Here is a 16,676-nt window from a genome sequence, read left to right as displayed (position 1 = left end):
CGGCCGTCCCGCCCCGTGCCCCGCGTGGGCGCGGGGCGGCGCGCCCCTGCCCGGACGCGGGGTCAGGTCCGGGTACGGACGCCGGTTCAGGCGCGGACGCGGGTTCGGGTCCGGCCGGTTGCGGTGGACGCGGGGTCAGGTGCTGAAGTCGGCGAAGTCGAAGCCGGGGGAGACGACGCAGCTGACCAGCACCTCGGTGTCCCCGGACGGACGCGCCGCCTGCCACTGCCCCGCCGGGACGATCGCCTGCGGCGTCTGCCCGCCGGTGACGTCCGGGCCGAGCACGACCGTCTCGGTCCGGACGGACGGCCGCGCGCCGTTCCCGCCGAGGATCAGGTGGAGCGGCCCGCCGGCGTGCCACAGCCACACCTCGTCCGAGCGGACGGCGTGCCACATCGACTCCTCGCCGGGCGGCAGCAGGAAGTAGATGCCGGTCGCGCTCGCGCGCGGGCCCGGGTAGCCGCCCGGGGTGAACTCGTGCGAGGTCCGCCAGGTCTGCCGGTACCAGCCGCCCTCGGGATGCGGGAGCAGGTCGAGGGCGGCGGCCGTCGAGGGCCGGACGAGCAGCGCGGTGTGCCGTCCGTCCGGGCCGCGCCGCAGGTAGCGGACCTGGCGGGCGGACGAGGCGTCCACCACGCCGCGCGGCGGGCCGGGGACCGGGGCGGCGTCGAGTTCGACCGCCAGCACCTGGCCGTCCGCGGGGGCGAACGCGGAGTCGGCGACCGCGAGCAGGTCGGTGGGGTCGGCGCCGTCGGGCACGTCCGGCCCCCACACCGCGCCGTGGTCCGCCAGGACGAACCGGGCTCCGGAACGGCCGTTCCACGCGTCGAGCGTCGTCAGCAGCAGCACGTGTCGACTGTAGCCGGGACGGGGCCGCCCGACCGATCAACACCCCCTCCGACGTGCGTTGATCGGATGTTGATCGCGGTTCGGAAGAGTATGCCGTGCACGGTCTGGGACCGCGCCGGGACGACTGCGGGGTCAGGGGAACCCGTACGGGGGCCGTCCGGTCGCGGTGGGCCGTGCGGACTTGCGCCGGATGGATGACCGTGACCCAGGGGGACCACCACGGTCATCCACCGGCCGGTCCCGTTTATCGGGTTGACGCTCGATCCGCCGTCCCGGCATCGTGGGGCGGTCAGGTATCCGAGCGGGGGGAACGGTCCGGAATGCGCCAGGTCCAGGTGATCACTCAGAGCCGTATCCGGACGAGCGTTCCCAAGGACCTGACCACCCATGACCACCCTGAACCTCGGCGTGCTCGCGCACGTGGACGCGGGGAAGACCAGCCTCACTGAACGACTCCTCTTCGACGCCGGGGCGATCCGCCGCCTCGGCAGCGTCGACGGCGGCGACACCCACACCGACACCGGTGATCTGGAACGCCGCCGCGGCATCACGATCCGCTCGGCCGTCGCGACGTTCGCGCTCGGCGGGCTGACCGTCAACCTGGTCGACACGCCCGGCCACACCGACTTCACCGCCGAGGTGGAGCGCGCGCTCGGCGTGCTGGACGCCGCCGTCCTGGTGCTGTCGGCCGTGGAGGGCGTGCAGGCGCGCACGCGCGTCCTGGCCCGCACGTTGCGCCGCCGGGGCGTCCCGACGCTGCTGTTCGTCAACAAGGTCGACCGCACGGGCGCGCGCGATGCGGAGCTGCTGGCGGCCGTCCGGCGTCGCCTGTTCCCCGGCGCGGTCGCGCTGAACGCCGTGCACGGCATCGGCACCAAGGCCGTCCGGGTGACGCCGCACGACTTCGCCGACCCGATGTTCCGAGAGTTCGTCGCCGAGACCCTCGCCGAGCACGACGACGCTCTGCTGGCCGACCTCGTGGACGGTCGTGTGCCCGAGCCGTCGCGCGTGCGCGTGGGCCTGCGCTCACAGACCGCCGCGGCGCAGGCGACACCTCTGGTGTTCGGCTCGGCGCTCAACGGGCAGGGCACGCAGGATCTGCTCGATGCGATCGCGGCGTATCTGCCGCCCGCGCGGGGCGACGCGTCCGCTCCGCCGCGCGGGACGATTTTCGCTCTGGAACGCGCCGCGTCTGGTGAGAAGACCGCTCTGCTGCGCCTTTTCGACGGGGAGCTTCGTCCGAGGGAGAAAGTGACCCTGCGCAGCGTGGGCGTTCTGGATCGACAGGCGCGTGTCACGTCGCTTCAGGTCGCCGGTGACGGACGGACGGCCGGACCCGGCGACATCGCGCGCGTGCGGGGATTGGCCGAGGCGCGCGTCGGAGACGTCGTCACGACGTCCGGCAGCGCGACCACAGCGGACGTCGACGAACCGGAGTTCGGACGTCCGACCTTGGAGACGGTCGTGCGCGCGCGGGACGGCGCGGACGCGTCGCGGCTGCGCGCCGCGCTTCTGCGGCTGGCCGAGGAGGATCCGCTGATCGATGTGTCGCCGCTGCCCGGCGGGACGACGTCCGTGCGGCTGTTCGGGGAGGTCCAGAAGGAGGTCATCGCGACGACGTTGCGCGAGACGTTCGGCGTGGACGCCGAATTCGAGGAGAGCCGGACCGTCCACCTGGAGCGTCCCGCCGGAGTGGGCGAGGCGGCCGAGGACATGGACTGGCGGCGGCGACGCCCCGACTTCTGGGCGACGATCGGGCTGCGCGTCGAGCCGGGGCCGCCCGGCTCGGGCGTGGTGTTCCGGCGTGAGACCGAGCTCGGGGCGCTGCCCGCCGCGTTCGACCGGGCCATCGTGGAGACCGTCCACCTGACCCTGGAACAGGGGCTGCGCGGCTGGCCGGTGACCGACTGCGTGGTGACGCTGACGGCGTCGGGGTTCGCCGGGCCGGTGAGCACGGCCGCCGACTTCCGGGGCCTCACGCCGATGGTCCTCATGCGCGCGCTCGCCCAGGCCGGGACGCGCGTGTACGAGCCGTACCGGCGGTTCGAGCTGGAGATCCCCGAGGACGCGCTCAGCGCGGTCACCGCACGTCTCGCGGCCCTCGGCGCGGACCTACGGGACGCCAAGCCCGATCCCGAGGGCTGGCGGATCGAGGGGGAGCTGCCCGCCCGCCGGGTCGGCGCGTTCGAGCGGGAGCTGCCGGGGCTGACCGGCGGGGAGGGGGTCTGGTGGCCGCGTCCGGCGGGGGACCGGCCGGTTCCGGGACGTCCTCCGGCGCGTCCGCGCACGGGGCCGGATCCGCTCGACCGCGACGCCTACCTGCGGGAGGTCTGACCGCCCGGTCTCACTCCATCTCGGAGAGGCGGGCGGGGTCGAACTCGATGGGGAACGGGAGCTCCAGCCGGACGTCCTCGCCCGCCCGCGCGCGCCGCACCGCCTGGTAGGCGGGACGGTACGGCAGGCCGTCGAGCTCCAGGACGGTCACCGACGGGCGGGGCTCCAGGTCCACGATCCAGTAGTGCGGGATGCCGGTCGCGGCGTACTCGGCGACCTTGCGGACGCGGTCGGTGCGCTCGCTGGCCGTCCGGGGCGTCACGACCTCGGCGACGAGCAGCAGGTCGGGCGCGTAGTAGGTGCGGGCGCGGCGTTCAAGCGCGAGCCGCGCGACGTCGCGGTCGACCACGAACGCGTCCGGGCGGCGGATGCCCGCCGAGGTCGCCACCTCCTGCGGCGCGCCCGCCACGTGCACGTCGGCGGTCGCCTGCCGGGCCGCCTCCTTGAGGATCGTGCGCAGCTGCTCGGCCGCGTAGTCGTGCCACAGGTCGCCGGGCAGCTCGTGCAGCCAGCCGTCGGCCAGCTCGTGGCGGCGCCCCTCCTCGGGCAGCTCCTCCAGGTCGTAGAGCGTGTACGGGCCGTGCGGATGACCGGCCTTCGCGGTCATGACCGCCCGGGCCCGAGACGAGTGATCATCATCTCGCCGAGCGTAGCCGACCCACCCGGCCGCGCCTCGGCGACGCGGCCGGGCGACGCCTCAGCGGGCGCCCCGCGTCGCGCGTGACGCCGCGGCCTGGGAAGGGTCAGCCCGCCGCCCGTGATCGGGGACGGCGGGCTTGGGTCGGTCGGTCGATCGGACGGTCGGTCGGGTTTCGGTCAGCCGTTGCAGCCGCAGGAGCAACCCTTCGGGCAGGAGCAACCGCCACCGTGTCCGCAACTGCATCCACCACTCGTCATGATTCGGAACATAGCCCCCGAACATGGACGGGGATATGACCGGTTCCGGGAGGGAAGCCTGCCCCCGGAGCCACGCCGACCGTGGTCGGCCGTGCACGTGCGGGTCACCTCACCCGTGGACGTGCAGGTCCGCGCCCGCCAGGACCAGGACCCAGAGCAGGATCGCCAGCAGCGCGCTCGCGATGCGGCGCAGCAGGTCGCTGGTCAGGTAGCCCCGGTTCCAGGCCACGAACAACCCGGCCACCAGGTAGAGGGTCCCCAGCAGTCCGAGGTGGGGCCGGTATCGGTACGCCATCGCGGCGGCCTCCCTTTCCGTGGTGACGCCGTGCCGACGGCGGACGCCGTCGCCCCCACGGCTGCCCGGCCCCGCGGCAGGTGAAACGGCCGCCCCCTCAAGAGCACCCCGCCCAACAGATTTCGGTCAGGAGGAAACCACGTCAGGGGAGACACGGCGGCACCGAAAGCCGCAGCGTCGGGAAGCCGAAGTGTCACGGGAAGCCGAAGTGTCACGGGAAGCGCGGTGTCACGGGAAGCGGCAGCGTCGCGGGAGGCGGGGTGTCAGGGGGCGGGGAGGGGGCGTCTGGGCGGTTGGCGGGGTCGCCGGGGCGGGGGACGCGGGTGGAGGGCGGGGCGGGTGACGGGGTGAGGGTGATGCGGACGACCGACGGGTCGTGGGCGCCCGCGCGGTCGGCGAACTCCGAGGCGCGGTGGACGATCTGGTACCTGTGCGGACGCTTCGCCAGGGCCGGGCTGATCAGGATGTGGTCGAGGTCCTCGGCGACGCCGCCCGAGTCGGCGGTGTAGCGGTCCTGCGGGGCGAGGCCGGACGCGAGGTCGCGCAGGCCGACGCCGGGGGCGGTGAGGGCGCGCAGCGCGGCGGACCCGTCGCCGGTGCCGAGGTTGCCGGTGACGATCACGTTCGCGTCGGGGGCGGTGCGGCGCAGCGTCCGGACGAACGCTGCGAGGCTCCTGGCCTGCGCCTCGCGGCGGGTCTCGCTCGGCCGGTCGAACGGCTGGCGGCGGCCGTAGGCGATCGGGTCGGCGGACGTCCGTCCGTACCAGTGGTTCGCGATCACGATGAGCCGCCGTCCGCGCCAGGTCAGCTCGCCCGCGAGCGGCTTGCGGGTCTCGGTCCAGGCCGGGTCGGCGGGCGCGACGCGTCCGGGGCTGAGGGTGAGGCGCGCACCGCCCCTGCCGTCCGGGCGGACGCGGGTGGGGGCGACCGCGAGGTCCGGCACGCCGGGCGCGCCGAGGTCGGACGATCTGGACGGACGGTCGGAGAACGCCAGCCCGCGGTCGGTCCGGAACAGGAAGCCGAGGCGTCCGTTCCCTCCGTGCTCGCCGCCGTCGGCGTTGTCGTGCGGGGCGATCGAGCGCCACTCGTAGGCCGGGCCGCCCGCCGCGCTGATCGCGGTGATCAGCTCGGCGACGGTCTGGTCGGCGGCGACCGTGCCGTCGTCGAAGGCGCCCGAGTTGTCCTCGACGCCGGTCACCGTGACCAGGTCGGGCGATCCGAGGCCGTCCACCAGGTCACCCGCCAGGTCGCCGACCTGGTCGGACGGGGTGTCCGGGCTGAGGTTCTCCAGGTTCAGGGCGCCGACCGACAGCTCGTCCCGTCCGGCCGGGGGCGCGGCCTGCGGCTTCACGCCGCCGTCGGTGCGCGCGGGCGTGGACGTCGGGAGCAGCACGAACCCGGCCACGGTGTAGTCGAGGACGCCGTCCACCGGACCGGGCAGGCGGTCGCCCACGTCGGCGGACGGCAGCGGCGCGAGCGCGTCGCCGAGCACGATCCGCGCCGGGTCGGGAAGCCCGCCCGCGCGCGCGAGCGAGCCGCCGCGCCGGGTGCGGTCGCGCGCGCCCGCACCGCCCGCGGGCAGGACGGGCAGCGCGCCGTCCCGCGTCGGGCCGACGGCGACGGCGTTCTCGACGCGGACGCGCATCCCCTCAAGCGAGGTGTAGAACGCCAGCGGGTCGGACTTCGGGTCGAGCTGGTCGGCCTCGGGGTCGCGCTGCGCCGTCGGGAACGAGGACGGAGCCTCGCGTCCCTTGGGGCCGCCGAGCACGACGGGCGGCGGAAGCGGCTGGTCGTGCGAGGAGACGACGGTCTCGGACGCGTCGATCTCGGTGCGGCTCAGGTTGGACGACGCGGGCCCGCCGGGCCGGAACTCGCTGACCCGGCCGTCCACGCGGACCGCGTCGCCGGGCCTGACCTGCGGACGCGTCCGGGTGAACACGAAGATCCCCGAGGACGCGGCGCTGGTGGTCTTGGCGGGGGCCGGGTCCTGCATCCAGAAGCCGGAGTCGGTGACGGCCGTGACGACGCCGCCGACGCCGGTGACGCTCCGTCCGTTCAGCGGCGAGACGTGTCCCGCGCCCTGGACGTCACGGATGCGCGCGCTCACCGCTGCGCCGGGGTCGGCGTGCGCGGCGGACGACAGCACAACGGCGGGAAGCACGACGGCTCCGAGCGGCGCCGCGAGCACCGCCGCGGTGGCGACCGCCACCACCCGTTCACCCGCCGCTGACCTGGTCAACCACGCTCCACACAGTTCCCGTCCGACCGACCGCTGCCAGCATGACACGTCGATCGATCTTCCCGATAGCCGTCATGCGGAACTCTCGGCGCGCCCTCGCCTTCGGGGCCGTGCCGCGGCACACGCCCCGCGCGGTCCGGATCGGACCGGACCGGACAGGGCGTGTCCCGGCCGCCGAGAACGAGGACGGGCGCACCGGTCGAACGGGCGCACCGGTCGGGCAGGCGGGCCCGTCGAGCAGGTGGGTCAGTCGAACAGGACGACCTGGCGGATGACGTCGCCCTTGGTGAGGGCCTGGACGGCGTCGTTGAGGTCCTCGAACCGGATGCGGCGGCTGATCAGGCCGTCCAGGTCGAGCTTCCCGGCCCGCCACAGGTCGACGAACATCGGGATGTCGCGCCTGAGGTCGCAGCCGCCGTACAGCGACGACTTCACGTTCTTGCCCTCGAACAGCAGCGAGAACGCCGACATCTCCCAGGTGTCGTCGGCCGCGCCCGCGCCGACGACGATCACGTCGCCGCCGCGCCGGGTCAGGTTCCACGCCGTGGTGATCGCCGACGACTTGCCGACCACCTCGAAGACCTGGTCGAAGCCCTGGCCGAGGGTGAGCAGGCCCTTGGTCTCCTCGAGGTTCTCCAGGGTCGCGGTGTGGGTCGCGCCGAACTGCTTGGCGGCCGGGTGCTTGGCCTCGTTCGGGTCGACCGCGAGGATCGTGGACGCGCCGCAGATCCGGGCGCCCTGGATGACCGACAGCCCGACGCCGCCCGCGCCGACGACCGCGATCTTCGACCCGGGCGCGACCCGGGCGGTGTTGACCGCCGCGCCGACGCCGGTCGGGATGCCACAGCCGAGCAGCGCCGCGTACTCGAACGGCACGTCCTCGGCGATCTTGATGACGCCCTGCCACGGGATCACCAGGGACTCGGCCCAGGTGCCCACGCCCGCCATCCCGAACGCCGGGGTGCCGTCGCCGAGCTTGAACCGCGGCTCCGAGAACGCCGCGCCGATGAAGCCCATGCACAGGTACGGCTCGCCGCGCAGGCACTCGGGGCAGACGCCGCAGTCGGGCGTCCAGTTGACGACGACGTGGTCGCCGGGCTTGACGTTGGTGACGTGCTCGCCGACCTCCTCGACGATCCCCGCGCCCTCGTGGCCGAGCACCGCGGGCGGGACCGACGGCAGCACCCCGGACATCGTGGACAGGTCCGAATGGCAGACCCCGGTGGCCTTGACGCGCACCTTCACCTGGTCGGGCCCGGGGTCGACGGTCGTCACGTCGTCCCGCAGGTCCAGTTCCTTGTCGCCGACCGCGTGCAGTACCGCGGCTCGTGCCATGAGACGCCTCCACAGTGAGGGCGGACGCCGGGCCCGGACGCGGGCGGCGGCGTCCCGAGGGGTGGGTGGGATGTGGTGCCGGCGATCGGGGACGGGACGTCCGGGCGGGCGCGCGACGCGTGGCCGGGCGTCCGGCGGCCGAGGGCGGCGGCCGGGCGGCGGGCGGGCGCTACTCCTCCAGGGTCAGCGCGGCCTTCGGGCAGGACCGCACCGCGTGCCGGACCTTGTCCGCCAGTTCGGCCGGGACCTCCTCGCGCAGGATGACCAGCTCGTCGTCGTCGGTGAGATCGAAGACCTCCTCGGCGATGCCGACGCAGACGGCGTTGGCCTCGCACACCAGCGGGTCGACTTTCACTCTCATCGCGATCTCCGTTCCCTTGCCGGTGGGCGCGCGGACGGCCAACATACCGAACTGCGTTCTACGCGGGCCATGGGCCGAACGGCCCCATCGCACCCGCCCACGCGGAAAGTAGAACACGTTTCAGTCTGGTGTCACAAGAGCTCGGGCGGACCGGATAAAGTGCCCGGCGGAGGAGATCAATGAGCGACTCAACGGCGTCCACCCTCGCGGGGACGACCACCAGCCCGGCCGCCACCCCGGCCGGGCCGCCCGCCGACGCGACCTCGGAGACGCCGGACGGCACGCCGTCCGGTGTGCCGGACATGCCCGCCGACCTGCTGCGGATCGCCCGCGCGGCCAAGGGGTTCATGCCGGACGACGAGGGCCGCGCCCTGTACGAGACCGCCTTCGCCTACGGCGCGAGGTTCGGCGCCGACGCCCCGCTGCTGGAGATCGGCTCGTACTGCGGGAAGTCGGCCGTCTACTTCGGCGCGGCGGCCCGGGAGACCGGCTCGACCGTCGTCACCGTGGACCACCACCACGGCTCGGAGGAGAACCAGTCGGGCTGGGAGCACCACGACCCGTCCCTGGTCGACCCGTGCACCGGCCGCATGGACACCATGCCGTCCTTCCGCAAGACGATCTCCGCGGCGGGGCTGGAGGACGTCGTCGTCGCGATCGTCGGGACGTCGGCGACCGTCGCCGCGTTCTGGCGCACCCCGCTGGCCCTGCTGTTCATCGACGGCGGCCACGCCGAGGACCTCGCCCAGGCCGACTACACGGGCTGGGCCCACCACGTCGCGCCGGGCGGCGCGCTGGTGATCCACGACGTGTTCCCCGACCCCGCGGACGGCGGCCAGGCCCCGTACCACGTGTACCTGCGGGCGCTGGAGTCCGGCGACTTCGAGGAGCGCCGGGTCGTCGGGTCGCTGCGTGTCCTGGAACGGGTCTCCTGACCGGTCTCATGGCCAGGGGCTCCCGCGCGGTGCGCACGGGAGCCCTCGGCTGTAACGGGTTCTAGTCGCCGTTCCAGGCGCTGCCCGGACGGCCGCCCGAACGCCGTCCGGCCGTTGCCGTCAGCGGCGGGTGCGGACGGGGTTGGCGAGCTGGCGCGGGACGCTGGCCGCGCAGCCGCACGCCGTCGGGTCCGACGGCGCGGACGGCCCCAGCGGGCGCCCGTCGATCTCCTTGAACAGGCGCGCGCCGGGCGAGGCGTCCGCCAGGACGTCGGCGGCCAGGACGACGGCGGCGGCCGTGTAGGTGGAGCGGTCCCCCGGGAAGTGGCGCCGGTTCTCGAACTGCCAGCCCGTCCAGTAGGAGCCGTCCTCGTGCCGCAGGTGCTGGACGGTCGCGAACAGCTCCACGGCCCGGTCGTGGTCGCCCGCGGCGTCCAGGGCCATGACCAGCTCGCACGACTCGGCCGCGGTGACCCACGGCTGGTCGGACACGCAGCGGCAGCCCAGGCCGTCCACGACGAAGGTGTCCCACTGCGCGGCGAGGCGCTCGGTCGCGGCGTCGCCGCGGACCGGGCCCGCCAGGACGGGGTAGTACCAGTCCATCGACCAGCGGGACTTGTCGGCGAACGCCTCCGGGTGGACGGCGACGACGTGCCCGAGCTGGTCGGCGGCGAGCTCCCACTCCGGCTGCGGCTCGCCGAGCCGCTCGGCCAGGGCGACCGCGCAGCGCAGCGACTGGTAGACCGACGAGCAGCCGGTCAGCAGCGCCTCGTCCGCGACCGAGCCGTCCTCGTGCCGGATCCACATGATCTCGCCGCGCCGGGTGCGCAGGCCGAGGGTGAAGTCGATCGCGCGGCGCACGGTCGGCCACATCGCCCGGGCGAACGCCTCGTCCCCGGTGACCAGCAGCTCGTGCCAGACGCCGACCGCGACGTAGGCCGCGTGGTTGGACTCGCCGCCCGGCTCGGTGACCTCGCCGAGCACCCACTTGGCGGGCCACGACCCGTCCGGGCGCTGGACGGACGCCAGCCACGCGTACGCGCGCCGCGCCTCGTCGCCGAGGCCCGCGACGGTCAGCGCCATCGCGGCCTCGACGTGGTTCCAGGCGTCCACGTGCCCGGGGACGCCGCCCACCGGGGAGAACCAGGGGATCGCCCCGGACTGCTCCTGCTGGCGGGCGATGCTCCGCGCGGTCGCGACGATGTCCGCCGAGGTCACGACGCCATCGACGGACGGCGCCGGGACCTCAGACCGCATCCGCGGTCTCCCTCGCGACGGGCTTGGAGGGCTGCGCGGGCTTGGTGACGTACACGACCACGCTCTTGCCGATGACCGGGTTCAGCGCCTTCTCGGCGAGCCGGGTGGCGAGCGGGCGCTTCATGATGTCCCAGACGAGCACCTGGTGGTAGGCCTTGGCGAGCGGGTTGGCGTCGTTGTTCACGCCCACCGCGCACTTGATCCACCAGTACGGCGCGTGCAGGCCGTGCGCGTGGTGGTGGCCGTCCACCCGGAAGCCGGTGGACTTCAGCTTCGCCTCGAGCTCCGCGCGCGTGTAGATGCGCACGTGGCCGCCGGGGGCGGTGTGGTAGTCCTCCGACAGCGCCCAGCACAGCCGCTCGGGCAGCCAGGACGGGACGGTCACCGCGAGCTGCCCGCCCGGCTTGAGGACGCGCATCAGCTCGCGCATCGCCCGCATGTCGTCGGGGATGTGCTCCAGCACCTCCGACGCCACGATCTTGTCGAAGTGGTCGTCCGGGAAGGGCATGGTCAGGGCGTCGCCCTGGACGGTCTCGGCGGACGCGTCCCCGGAGACCTCGCCCTCCAGCCGCATCGCGCCGAACATCGTCTCGACGCCCGCCAGCTCGTCGGCGTCGAGGTCGAAGGCCACGACGTGCGCACCCCTGCGGTACAGCTCGAAGGCATGCCGTCCGGCGCCGCACCCCATGTCGAGGACGCGCTCTCCGGGGGTGACGCGGAACCGCTGGAAATCCACGGTCAGCAGGGTCGTGCTCCTTCCGTACTGGGGACCTCCCGAAGGAGCGGTCCCGCATCCGTGCCCGCGCGGCGGCGGCGTGGGCGGTCGCCCCCCGGTGGGCCGCCGCGTGGGCCGCCGCTACTTCCCGGCGGCTTTCCGCAGGTACTCGCGCTGGGTGATCGCCTCGCGGTAGTGGCCGACGGTGGCCTGCGCCACCGCCCGCCACGCGAACCGCTCGCGCACCCGGGCGAGTCCGGCCTCGCTCCACCTCGCCCGCTCCTCGGGGGAGTCGTGCAGGCGGCGCAGGACGGCCGCGAGTTCCTCGACGTCGCCGGGCTCCACCAGGATCCCGGCGTCGCCCACCACCTCGGGCAGCGCGCCCGCGCGGCTGGCGACCAGCGGGGTGCCGGACGCCATGTGCTCGACGGCGGGCAGCGAGAAGCCCTCGTAGCGGGACGGCACGACCGCGATCTCGGCGGACGCCAGCAGCTCGCCCAGCTCGTCGTCGCTGATGCCGGACACGAACCGCACCCGGTCGCCGAGCGCGAGCTCCCTGACGAGCGCCTCGGTCGGGCCGTCCTTCTTCGGCTTGGACACGATCACGACGTGGACGTCGCGCTCGGTGGCGAGCTTGGCGACCGCGCGCAGCAGCACGTCGACGCCCTTGATCGGGGCGTCCGCGCTGGCCATCGCGACGATCCGGCCGGGCACGCGTCCGGTGAGCGGGCCGCGCGGGTGGAAGACCGAGGTGTCCACGCCGAGCGGCAGGATCTCGATGTCGCGCGGGTCGACCTTGAAGTCGCGGACGATGTCGATCTTGGAGGACTCCGACACCGTGAGCACCGTGCCGATCCGCCGCGCGACCTGCGACTGCATGGCCACGAAGCCGTACCAGCGGCGCTTGCCGAGCTTGTTCTTCCAGCCCTGCGCGGCGTCCAGCTCGATCTGCCGGTCGACGCTGATGGGGTGGTGGATGCTGGTGACCAGGGGCAGGCCCAGCCGGGAGATGCCGAGGTTGCCGAGGCCGAGCACCTGGTTGTCGTGCGCGACGTCGAACTCGCGGCGGCGGCGCCTCAGCTCGCGCAGCACGCGGATGCTGAAGGTCAGCGGCTCGGGGAACCCGCCGGTGCGCATGTGCGCGAACTCCAGCACGTCCACCCAGTCGCGGAACTCCTCGCGCCCCGGGGTGCGGAACGGGTCCTCGTCGCGGTACAGGTCGAGGCTGGGGATCTTCGCCAGGACGATCTCGTCGCGGTCGAGCTCGGGGTACGGCTGGCCGGACAGGATCTCCACCGAGTGCCCGAGGTCGACCAGCTCCCGGCTCAGGTGCCGCAGGTAGACACCCTGGCCGCCGCAGTGCGGTTTGCTCCGGTAGGACAGCAGCGCCACGCGCAGCGGCCGCTCGCCGGCCACCGGCCCCGCCTCAGTCACGACCGCTCCGGCCCACGCGTCACTCCTGTCCGTCGGGTGGACGCCCGGGCCGCCTGCCGCGCCGGCGTCTCGATCACCTGTCGTATCGAACTAGACCTTAGCTTCCGCACGTTACCGGAGAGTTCAATATTGGGCATCGCGTCCAAAAGTGTTTCGAAAAGCACATGAAGGACCAGGCGGGGACGGGTCCGGCGGCCCGTCCGCCCCCGCTCGCATCCTGGCCGTCTCAGGCGGTCGTCGGGGTGAACCGGACGGGCATGTCCTTGATCCCGTTGACGAAGTTGGAGCGGAGCCGCCGCGCCGGTCCGGCCGGGCGGATGTCCGGCATCCGGGACGAGATCGTCTCGAAGACCATCCGCAGGTTCATCCGGGCCAGGTGCGTCCCGAGGCAGAAGTGCGGGCCGCCGCCGCCGAAGCCGAGCTGCGGGTTCGGGTCGCGGGTGACGTCGAACCGGAACGGGTCCTCGAAGACCCGCTCGTCCCGGTTCGCCGACCCGTAGAACAGCACGACCTTGTCCCCGGCGCGGATCCGCGTGCCACCGATCTCGGTGTCCTGGGTGGCCGTCCGGCGGAACTGGTTGATCGGGCTCACCCACCGGACGATCTCCTCGACGGCCGTGGGCAGCACCGCCGGGTTCGCCTTCAGCAGCTCCCACTGGTCCGGGTGCTCGAACAGGGCCTGCATGCCGCCCGCCGTGGCCGTCCGCGTGGTCTCGTTGCCCGCGATCGACAGCATCAGCACGAACAGCTGGAACTCCTCGACCGTGAGGGTGTTGCCGTCCGCGTCCGGCTGGACGAGCTTGGTCGCGATGTCGTCGCCGGGCTCGCGCATCCGCCGTTCCCGCAGCGTGGTCGCCCAGGTCATGAAGTCGGCCGCGCACGCGATCGACTCGCTCTTGTCCCCGATGAACTCCGGGTCGTTGAACGCGACCAGCGTGTTCGACCAGTGGAAGATCTTCTCGCGGTCCGCAAGCGGCGCGCCGAGGATCTCGCAGATCGTGTACAGCGGCAGCGGCGCGGCGAAGCGCTCGACGAAGTCGCACTCGCCGAGCGGCGCGGCGGCGTCGATCAGCTCGTTGCAGATGCCCCGGATGTGGCCCTCGAGCTTCTTGATCATCCGGGGTGTGAAGCCCTTGTTCACCATGGCCCGCAGCCGGGTGTGGTCGGGCGGGTCCTGGAACAGCATCATCTGCCCGTACAGGGCGATCTCGTCGTCGGTGAACTCCTCGAACATCGCCGTCCGGGTGTGCGAGGAGAACAGCTCGGGGTGCCGCGACACCCACGTCACGTCCTCGTGCCGCGTCACCGCCCAGAACCCGGGCACCGCCGGGTTCGGATCGGCGTGCCAGTGCACCGGATCGTGGTTGCGCAGCCACCGGAACCGCTCGTGCGGGATGCCGCCCGACTCGTACACGCCGGGGTCGATGACGTCGAGGACGGGCGGGTCGATCGTGCCGATCTCAGAGGGCATGAGAGATCCTTCGCCGGGGTGGAGGGCAGGGGCGTTCGACCGGTCGCGCCTTCGCGGTCGGGAGGGTTTCGTGGGGGCGTCGGGGGCTGCGGGCAGTCGTCGATGACCTTGTGGCCTGCGAGAACACACGTGCACGCATGTTCGACCAAGCTCTTGCTTGGTCTGCTCGGCCTAGTGCGATTCTCACATGAGACTCGAGTCTCATCAAGGGTCTAGCCCGCAGACCAACTGTGCCCTACGCCACGTTTCGGCCCTCAGGCGGTGGTGTAGGCGAGGGTCTCGCCGGGGGTGCGGCGGGCCTGGCCCCGGCGTTCCAGGACCCGCAGGTGCGCGGCGGCCTCGGCGGCGGCCATCTGGCGGGACTGGAGGGACATGGCGGGCCACGGTTCGCGCCAGCCGAGGGCGGACGTGAGGCGCCAGAGGGTCCGGGGCTCGTCGCCGAGGAGCGCGGCGAGCTCGGCGAGGCGCGTCTCGTGGTGGGCGGCGATGGCGCGGGTGCGGGCGGCCAGGTCGTGGAAGCGGAACTGGTGGGCGGGGAGCACCTCGTCCACCGCGAGGTCGCCGACGCGGGCGAGGGAGGCGAGGAAGTCCCCGAGCGGGTCGGTGTCGGCGCGGTCGTAGGGGTAGAGGCCGATGTGCGGGGTGATGCGGGGCAGGACGTGGTCGCCGGTGAAGACGCGGCCCGCGTCCTCCAGGTGCAGGCAGAGGTGGCCGGGGGAGTGGCCGGGCGTCCAGATCGCGCGGAGGCGGCGCGCGGGGAGGCCGACGAGGTCGCCGTCCTCCAGCTCGCGGTCGGGCTGGGCGGGCGGGTCGATGTGGCGGCGGCGCGGGTGGTCCGCCAGGTCCCCGTCGTCCGCGCCCGCGCGGCGGAGCGAGTCGGCGATCCAGGTGCGTCCGGCGTCCTGCTCGACCATCGACCGGAAGGCGCGGACGATCTCGGCGTCCGCGCGGTGCATAGCGATCCACGCGCCGGACGCCTCGCGCACGCGTCCCGCGAGGCCCGCGTGGTCGGGGTGGTGGTGCGTGACCACCACGCCGTGGACGTCCGCGACTTCCATGCCGAACGTGGCGAGGCCGTCGGTCAGGGCGTCCCAGGCGTCCTCGTGCTCCCAGCCCGCGTCCACCAGGACGGGCCCGCGCGGGCTTTCCAGCGCGTACACCAGCGTGTACGCGAGCGGATTGCCCGGGATGGGGACCGGGAGGCTCCAGAGGCCGCCGCCCAGGTCCTCCGCCTTCGGACGCACGCCTTCCGGGCGCGCGTCGGATTCCGGACGCACGTCAGAGACGTTCGAGGACGGTGGCCGTGGAGAGCGCGCCCCCGCAGCACATGGTGACGAGCGCGGTGGCGGCGTCGCGGCGTTCGAGTTCGTGCAGGGCCGTGGTGATCAGGCGTGCCCCGGTCGCGCCGACGGGGTGGCCGAGCGCGATCGCGCCGCCGTTGACGTTGACCGTGTCCATGTCCGGCCCGTGGACGGACGCCCAGGACAGGACGACGCTCGCGAACGCCTCGTTGATCTCGGTGATGTCCATGTCGCGCATCGACATCCCGGTTCTCGACAGGACGCGTTCGGTCGACTGGATCGGGCCGTCCAGGTGGTAGTACGGCTCGGAACCGACCAGGGCCTGCGCCTTGACGCGCGCGCGGGGGCGCAGGCCCAGGGCGCGCGCCTTCGCTTCGTCCATCACCAGGATGGCGGCGGCACCGTCGGAGATCTGTGAGGACGACCCGGCGGTGTGCAGCGCGTCCTCGCCCATGACCGGCTTGAGCCTGGCGAGCCCCTCCCGGGTCGTTTCGCGGAGGCCCTGGTCGCGCGTGACGGTGCGGGTCTCGCCAGTGGGGTTGCCCTCGGCGTCTACGACGGGCGCGTCGATCGGGGCGATCTCGCGGTCGAACCGTCCGTCGGCCCACGCCTTGGCGGCGAGCTGCTGGGAGCGGACGCCGAACGCGTCCACGTCGTCGCGGGTGAGGCCGCGCCGCTTCGCGATCCGCTCGGCGGCCTCGAACTGGTGCGGCATGTCGATGGACCAGTCGTCCGGGCGCGGCTTGGCGGGCAGCACGTTGCTGCCGAGGGGGGAACGGCTCATGACCTCGACGCCGCAGCCGATCGCGACGTCCACGGCCCCGGCCGCGATCTGCGCCGCCGCGAGGTGGACGGCCTGCTGCGACGACCCGCACTGCGCGTCGAGCGTGGTCACCCCGGCCTGCCACGGCTGCCCGGAGTAGAGCCAGGCGTACCGTCCGACGTGCCCGCCCTGCTCGCCCGCCTGGGTCACGCAACCGGCGAAAACCTGTTCCACTTCCGCGCCGTCCAGCCCGGACCGTGCCAGCAGCGCGTTGACCGCGTGCGCGAGCACGGCCTGGGCCTTGAGACCGGCCAACCAGCCGTTGCGCTTGCCGAGCGGCGTCCGAACCGCCTCCACGATCACCGGGGTGCCCATCCGCGACTCCTTGCTGGAACGACGTTCGGACTCTGACTGTAACGTGTTCTAGTTTTCTCTGGAAGGGCGCGGGGCGGCGCGGGCGGCACGGGCGCGCCTTGCGGCCGTCCGGAGG

The 16,676-nt window shown here is 73.4% G+C and carries 14 protein-coding genes; 2 read left to right on the top strand and 12 right to left on the bottom strand.

The window, feature by feature from the left end:
- Positions 1–135: 135 nt before the first annotated feature.
- Entirely contained in the window at positions 136–849 is a 714-nt protein-coding gene (locus P696_RS0120295; protein WP_245627742.1) for a cupin domain-containing protein, read from the bottom strand.
- 387 nt (positions 850–1,236) lie between these two features.
- Between P696_RS0120295 and P696_RS0120290 the strand changes: the two genes are divergently transcribed.
- On the top strand, positions 1,237–3,183 hold the full coding sequence (locus P696_RS0120290; protein WP_026413758.1) for an elongation factor G: 1,947 nt from the start codon (positions 1,237–1,239) through the stop codon (positions 3,181–3,183).
- Positions 3,184–3,193: 10 nt separating this feature from the next.
- On the opposite strand, the gene P696_RS0120285 is transcribed toward P696_RS0120290, so the two are convergent.
- The 5 genes from P696_RS0120285 to P696_RS0120265 form a co-directional block, all read right to left on the bottom strand.
- On the bottom strand, positions 3,194–3,790 hold the full coding sequence (locus P696_RS0120285) for a Uma2 family endonuclease (RefSeq protein WP_026413757.1): 597 nt from the start codon (positions 3,788–3,790) through the stop codon (positions 3,194–3,196).
- Between the two features lie 399 nt (positions 3,791–4,189).
- Positions 4,190–4,375, bottom strand: a complete 186-nt coding sequence (locus P696_RS0120280) for a hypothetical protein (RefSeq protein WP_026413756.1) — start codon at positions 4,373–4,375, stop codon at positions 4,190–4,192.
- Between the two features lie 211 nt (positions 4,376–4,586).
- Positions 4,587–6,614: an endonuclease/exonuclease/phosphatase gene (locus P696_RS46905; protein ID WP_211245813.1), complete on the bottom strand. Its 2,028-nt coding sequence runs from the start codon at positions 6,612–6,614 to the stop codon at positions 4,587–4,589.
- 246 nt (positions 6,615–6,860) lie between these two features.
- Positions 6,861–7,949 (bottom strand): Zn-dependent alcohol dehydrogenase, encoded by a 1,089-nt coding sequence (locus P696_RS0120270; RefSeq protein WP_026413755.1) that lies wholly within the window; start codon positions 7,947–7,949, stop codon positions 6,861–6,863.
- A 169-nt stretch (positions 7,950–8,118) separates the two neighbouring features.
- Entirely contained in the window at positions 8,119–8,310 is a 192-nt protein-coding gene (locus tag P696_RS0120265) for a ferredoxin (RefSeq protein ID WP_026413754.1), read from the bottom strand.
- Between the two features lie 302 nt (positions 8,311–8,612).
- Between P696_RS0120265 and P696_RS0120260 the strand changes: the two genes are divergently transcribed.
- Complete coding sequence (locus P696_RS0120260) at positions 8,613–9,245, top strand: class I SAM-dependent methyltransferase (RefSeq protein WP_026413753.1); 633 nt, start codon at positions 8,613–8,615, stop codon at positions 9,243–9,245.
- Positions 9,246–9,365: 120 nt separating this feature from the next.
- Here P696_RS0120260 and P696_RS0120255 read toward each other — a convergent pair whose 3' ends face one another.
- From P696_RS0120255 to P696_RS0120230, 6 genes are all read right to left on the bottom strand, one after another.
- Positions 9,366–10,502 (bottom strand): glycoside hydrolase family 15 protein, encoded by a 1,137-nt coding sequence (locus P696_RS0120255; RefSeq protein WP_026413752.1) that lies wholly within the window; start codon positions 10,500–10,502, stop codon positions 9,366–9,368.
- Positions 10,492–11,247 carry a class I SAM-dependent methyltransferase gene (locus tag P696_RS0120250; protein ID WP_211245821.1) on the bottom strand — a complete coding sequence of 252 codons (756 nt, stop codon included), beginning with the start codon at positions 11,245–11,247 and terminating at the stop codon, positions 10,492–10,494. Before P696_RS0120250 ends, P696_RS0120255 begins: the two co-directional genes overlap by 11 nt.
- A gap of 111 nt (positions 11,248–11,358) precedes the next feature.
- Entirely contained in the window at positions 11,359–12,651 is a 1,293-nt protein-coding gene (locus P696_RS0120245; protein ID WP_026413750.1) for a glycosyltransferase family 4 protein, read from the bottom strand.
- A gap of 226 nt (positions 12,652–12,877) precedes the next feature.
- Positions 12,878–14,122 (bottom strand): cytochrome P450, encoded by a 1,245-nt coding sequence (locus P696_RS0120240; protein ID WP_051467929.1) that lies wholly within the window; start codon positions 14,120–14,122, stop codon positions 12,878–12,880.
- Between the two features lie 254 nt (positions 14,123–14,376).
- On the bottom strand, positions 14,377–15,399 hold the full coding sequence (locus P696_RS0120235; protein ID WP_026413748.1) for an MBL fold metallo-hydrolase: 1,023 nt from the start codon (positions 15,397–15,399) through the stop codon (positions 14,377–14,379).
- Position 15,400: 1 nt separating this feature from the next.
- Positions 15,401–16,561 carry a steroid 3-ketoacyl-CoA thiolase gene (locus tag P696_RS0120230; RefSeq protein ID WP_026413747.1) on the bottom strand — a complete coding sequence of 387 codons (1,161 nt, stop codon included), beginning with the start codon at positions 16,559–16,561 and terminating at the stop codon, positions 15,401–15,403.
- Positions 16,562–16,676: the final 115 nt, after the last annotated feature.

This window comes from Actinomadura oligospora ATCC 43269, from assembly GCF_000518265.1.
In the GTDB taxonomy this organism is placed as follows: Bacteria; Actinomycetota; Actinomycetes; order Streptosporangiales; family Streptosporangiaceae; genus Spirillospora; species Spirillospora oligospora.
Note: the sequence above shows the minus strand (reverse complement) of the source record. Positions and strands in the feature narration are given on the sequence as shown.